Origin of the sequence: Mesorhizobium sp. M7A.F.Ca.AU.002.02.1.1 (genome assembly GCF_003998535.1) — a bacterium.
Lineage (GTDB): Bacteria > Pseudomonadota > Alphaproteobacteria > Rhizobiales > Rhizobiaceae > Mesorhizobium > Mesorhizobium ciceri.
Map to the genome: position 1 here is coordinate 1 of NZ_RZPB01001169.1, position 1,326 is coordinate 1,326.

At 62.7% G+C, this 1,326-nt stretch carries 2 protein-coding genes; one reads left to right on the forward strand and one right to left on the reverse strand.

The features are described 5' to 3' along the window. Positions 1-59 precede the first annotated feature (59 nt). Entirely contained in the window at positions 60-383 is a 324-nt protein-coding gene (locus EN879_RS36165; protein ID WP_082826689.1) for a hypothetical protein, read from the reverse strand. Positions 384-611: 228 nt separating this feature from the next. Between EN879_RS36165 and EN879_RS36170 the strand changes: the two genes are divergently transcribed. After that, on the forward strand, positions 612-1,326 hold a 715-nt coding region (locus EN879_RS36170), incomplete at its 3' end, for a helix-turn-helix transcriptional regulator (RefSeq protein WP_164774850.1).

Consider the following 1,326-nt stretch of genomic DNA (forward strand, 5'->3'; position numbering starts at 1 on the left):
GTTACGGCGAAGCCGGGGCCGAATATGCAAGGCTGATCGGCGAGATCGGCGCGGCCTGATCAGGAGCGGCTGCCGCCGGCATCCGGCTTGCCCGATGTCGCTTTGCCGGGCGGTGCCGCACCGCCTTTTATGGGCCCATCCCTGCCGATCGGCCCATCCCTGCCGATCGGCCCATCCCTGCCGATCGGCTCATCCTTGCCGATCGGCAAGCCGGCATGCTCCAGGCTTGCAAGCTTGCACTTCGTCTGCTCGGCCGCCGCTCCGACAAGGCAATCAATGGTGAACATGGCACCGGCGTGATCGCTTGCCGCGACCGCCTGGCGGATTTTCGTCAATTGCGCCTGCGTGTAGTCCAGAAGCTCGACCAGGTCGGTATGATCCAAACCGCCCTCCATTACAGGATGTCGAGAGGCCGATCCGAGGTCGCTCTTGCCACCGAAATACGCCCATTTACGCGGCTTGCATAGCCGGACTGTCAGAATCGTACAGCCTACGCTCTACGGGATCGTTGCCTATTGGCCAAAGGTCCATCTTCGCGCCAGCGCCACGGCATGCAAGTGTATATAAGCTATCGCTTGAATACTGGTCCGTACGTCTGTCGGGGAGATGTCGTGCCAATTCGCGAGAATCTCGCCGCCAATCTCAGGCGGCTGGTCCAGCGCCATGCTTCCGTCAGCGCGGTGTGCCGTGAGCTTGGCATCAATCGCACCCAGTTCGAGCGCTATCTGCAAGGCAAGGCGGTGCCCAACAAAACCACCGCCAGGCTGATCTGCGATTATTTCAAGATCGACGAAAACGAGCTGTATCGCGAGCCGGCTATTCCCGCAGCCAACGGCGACGGCAATGCATCGCTGCGCGAGGCACTGTACGAAAACATGGTGCGGCCGCCGTCGCCCGCCATCGCCGGCGGCACTTATTTCACCTATTTTTCGGTCCCCGGCCGCCCCGACCTTCTGATGCGCTCGGTCACCTTCCTGCGACGTGAGGCCGAGCTGGTCACCTTCAGGCGGGTGACGCGGTGGGCCCCGGGCGATGGCCAGGGTGGCGCCAGAATGCCCGGCAACCACTACGGCGTAGCGATCTCGCGCCTGAACTGGATCTATTTCACAGGCATCAACCGCCGCCAGACAAGCGAGCCCTCGATCATGACCGTACAGTGGGCTCCCATCTCCGAACCGGTTCTGGTCGGCAGGGCGATCGTCCTCACAGGATCGGGGCCGGCCTTTGTGCCGGTCATCATGCGGCAGGACGTCACCAGGGTCAGCATGAAGCGGGCGTTGCAGATGGCCCATATCGTCAGCCTCGACGACCCCAGCGTCGATCGAC